Below are 2,822 nucleotides of genomic sequence, written 5' to 3' on the forward strand. Positions count from 1 at the left end.
CGAGGTCGCCCGCCGCGACCAGCGCACCAGCGTCTCGCGCTCGTCATCGGTCAACGCCAGCTCGGCCATCGGCCGCCCCATCTTCGCCATGAAGATAGTCTACTTATTCAACGAATCTGCGACGCAGGACACTAGCGCGAGTTCGATTCTCGTCACCCGCTCCACGAGGCAGGCTCTGGCCAGAGACCAGGGCCCGTTTGTTGCCTAGACCATTTTGGGGTGGCGTGCCGTAAGGGCACATCCACCAGCGCAAACCGCATCGAAGGTCCTCCGGCAGCGACGCCTGGCACTCCCCTATTGCGAGATCGACTTTCGGTAATCTGCACCCAGGTTCCCGACGGGTCGGCAGTGTGCGGATGCGAAGTTACAGTCATCCGCTGACGTTCGCGGTGCTCGGTCGTACCGTCTGTCTGCGCTTCGCTGCCAGCTGACCGACGCCGGGTGGGCGTGGCACGAGGGGTCGTGTGCCCAGACGGGATCCATCGCCGTCTTTCGAGTGACCAGCAGCCTGTGCAGCCGGTCAAGGCGAGCGGCGTACGCACCACTGGGCGTCGGCGCCGTCCCGTCATGGCTTCGCGCCGCGGGGCACGACCATCTCGGTCAGCCGGGCAGCACCCGGTTCCAGGTCCGACCAGGGGCCGGGCAGGCACAGCACGGCGATCGCGGACGTCGGGAACTTCGCACGTGTCTGCTCCAGAGCGTAGCCGTCCGCGTCACCGGCGAGCATCAGGACCAGGTCCTGCACGCCGGGGTTGTGCCCGACCAGCATCAGCGTCCGTACATGCGCCGGGATGTCCCGTACGACGCCGAGCAACTCCCCGGCGCTCGCCTGGTAGAGGCGTGCGTCGTGGGTCACCGGCGTGGTGGCGTCGAGCTCGTCCGAGACGAGGTCCCATGTCTGGCTGGTACGGATGGCGGTGGAGCACACGACGAGGTCGGGAAGACAGTCGGCCTCGCGCAGCCAGCGGCCGGCCGCCGGGGCGTCACGACGGCCCCGCGGAGCGAGAGGCCGCTCGTGGTCGGCCACGTCGTCGGGCCAGGCGGATTTGGCGTGCCGCAGCACGACCAGGCGTCGGGAGTCGCTCGAGGTCATGGTGTCACCTGGTGCTGGTGGCCGACCTCGCGCGCGAGGTCCAGCCCGAGGACGCGGTCGAGATGGGCGAACGTCTCGAACTTGGCACCGGCCGGCACGTCCGCGTCCCTCTCCACGCTGCGCAGCATGTCCAGGACGGCGGGGAAGCCGAGATTGTCGGCGAGCGCGGTATGAGCCTGTCGCAGCAGGTCGGCAGGGATCGGCCTGGATGGCTCCTGCGCCCAGTGGGCCACCAGTTGCCGCCAGTTCCGCAGTGTCCGCCGGGCCTCGACAAGCGCGGCACCGGTGACCATGACGGGCGTGCGGTAGGCATGGCCGAGCAACAGCATCCTGACAGCCAGCGGATCGGTTCCCTCTGGGGCGGTTGCGTCCGGGGAGCCTGGGCCGCCCTCGTCCGGGGGTGCTGTGCCGACCTGGCCCACGTCGATCCGTACCCCGCCGACGCTGTCCTGCTGGTCGGTACCGTGCGCGAGCACGTGCACGTCGGCAGCAGGGCTCGGTGTCTCACTCGGATCGTGAGCACGGACGGTGGCGGGCGGGTGGATTCCGAGTACGGCCATGACCCGGTCGAGCGCCTGAGCTTGCTCCTGCGGCAGGTCCGGCGCGGTGAGTACCGTGAGGGTCTGCAGACCGTGCAGTTCAGCGGTGCGCGCCAGTACGTCGCCGAGCAGCAGCACACGCAGGTGCACCGCGCCGATCCCGTTGTCGATGACCGGCAGATGGACGCAGATGCGCAGGAGGTGGCGGTGCGCGGAGGGAATCTCCACGAGGCGGCCGGTGCGGGCGTCGGCGATTCGCAGCATGCTGCGGAGGCTAGTCGTGGAAACCTCCGGTACGCAGGAAGCTGGCAGATGAAGCCTCGGGCCATGGAACCCCGGGTTCGGTCGGTGCGGCCTCATCGCAGGCGCCCGCGGCCGGACGAGTTGTCCATGGCCAAACGAACGCCCAGGAAAGGCGCGGGGCCCGCACGACTGTCCGCCGACCAGCTGCGCACGGGCTGGCCCGGACCTTCCGACACCCGCATCCGGCTCGCCCGAGCACAAGACACAGCCGTGGCCGACGCGCTGCTGGGCACAGCTGGGGTCCAGATCATCCCCGCGTTGCGCTCCGGCATCGAGGACGGGACGGCGGGCTCCGCCCTGCTGGCCGGCCTGGGCGGCACCGCGAAGATCTTCTACACCGCCGCCGCAACTGACCGGTCATCCATGAGACCGGGCCCCACCCTCCTGACCTGCGAAGAGGTACATCCGTGGTACTCGTGAGACCGTCCTACGCACGCGCGGGGGCCGGTATCGCAATGAGCAGTGGCAGCGCCACGGGGCCGGGGGCACGCTGGAGACATGAGCACGCCCGTGACCGTCCACCAGCTCAGTGCCGACGGCGGCCGCCGCGTCTCCGTCCGCAGCAGCTGCGAGACCCACATTCTCGGCATCGCCTACAGCGACCTCGACGTCGTCGAGTTCCTGCGCCGTGCCGGGCTCGACGATGGCCAGCAGCTGCTCGACGACCCGGCCTGGGTCCGGTGGAGCGGCGGCCGGCCCCACCAGTGGGTCGCCGCATAAGGGGATGTGGGGGGGCACGCCGCGGCCAGACCTGACTTTCCCGTTGGCTCCGCTAGCTAGCAAGAAAGCTAACTAGTGTCCTGCGTCGTAGATTCGTTGAGTAAGTAGACTGTCTTCATGGCGAAGATGGGGCGGCCGATGGCCGAGCTGGCGTTGACCGATGACGA

General features: G+C 69.1%; 4 protein-coding genes. 2 read left to right on the plus strand and 2 right to left on the minus strand.

The window, feature by feature from the left end; translation table 11 throughout:
• Positions 1-565: 565 nt before the first annotated feature.
• Together ABZV38_RS40005 and ABZV38_RS40010 are read right to left on the minus strand one after the other, a co-directional pair.
• Positions 566-1,093 (minus strand): histidine phosphatase family protein, encoded by a 528-nt coding sequence (locus ABZV38_RS40005; protein WP_356333845.1) that lies wholly within the window; start codon positions 1,091-1,093, stop codon positions 566-568.
• Positions 1,090-1,896 (minus strand): hypothetical protein, encoded by an 807-nt coding sequence (locus ABZV38_RS40010; RefSeq protein ID WP_356333847.1) that lies wholly within the window; start codon positions 1,894-1,896, stop codon positions 1,090-1,092. The genes ABZV38_RS40005 and ABZV38_RS40010 overlap by 4 nt, the downstream gene beginning before the upstream one ends.
• A 126-nt stretch (positions 1,897-2,022) precedes the next feature.
• Here ABZV38_RS40010 and ABZV38_RS40015 point away from each other — a divergent pair, with 126 nt between their 5' ends.
• Together ABZV38_RS40015 and ABZV38_RS40020 are read left to right on the plus strand one after the other, a co-directional pair.
• Positions 2,023-2,355: a hypothetical protein gene (locus tag ABZV38_RS40015; RefSeq protein WP_356333848.1), complete on the plus strand. Its 333-nt coding sequence runs from the start codon at positions 2,023-2,025 to the stop codon at positions 2,353-2,355.
• 78 nt (positions 2,356-2,433) lie between these two features.
• A complete protein-coding gene (locus ABZV38_RS40020; protein WP_356333850.1) occupies positions 2,434-2,655 on the plus strand; it encodes a hypothetical protein in 222 nt (73 codons plus the stop codon).
• The last annotated feature ends 167 nt before the right edge of the window (positions 2,656-2,822 follow it).

The organism is Streptomyces sp. NPDC005181 (genome assembly GCF_040608395.1).
Lineage (GTDB): Bacteria > Actinomycetota > Actinomycetes > Streptomycetales > Streptomycetaceae > Streptomyces.

What these genes read in the sequence shown, in the direction of transcription:
- ABZV38_RS40020 (WP_356333850.1), top strand. Translation starts at nt 2,434, where the DNA reads ATGAGCACGCCCGTGACCGTCCACCAGCTCAGTGCCGACGGCGGCCGC.
- ABZV38_RS40005 (WP_356333845.1), bottom strand. Translation starts at nt 1,093, where the DNA reads ATGACCTCGAGCGACTCCCGACGCCTGGTCGTGCTGCGGCACGCCAAA.
- ABZV38_RS40010 (WP_356333847.1), bottom strand. Translation starts at nt 1,896, where the DNA reads ATGCTGCGAATCGCCGACGCCCGCACCGGCCGCCTCGTGGAGATTCCC.
- ABZV38_RS40015 (WP_356333848.1), top strand. Translation starts at nt 2,023, where the DNA reads ATGGCCAAACGAACGCCCAGGAAAGGCGCGGGGCCCGCACGACTGTCC.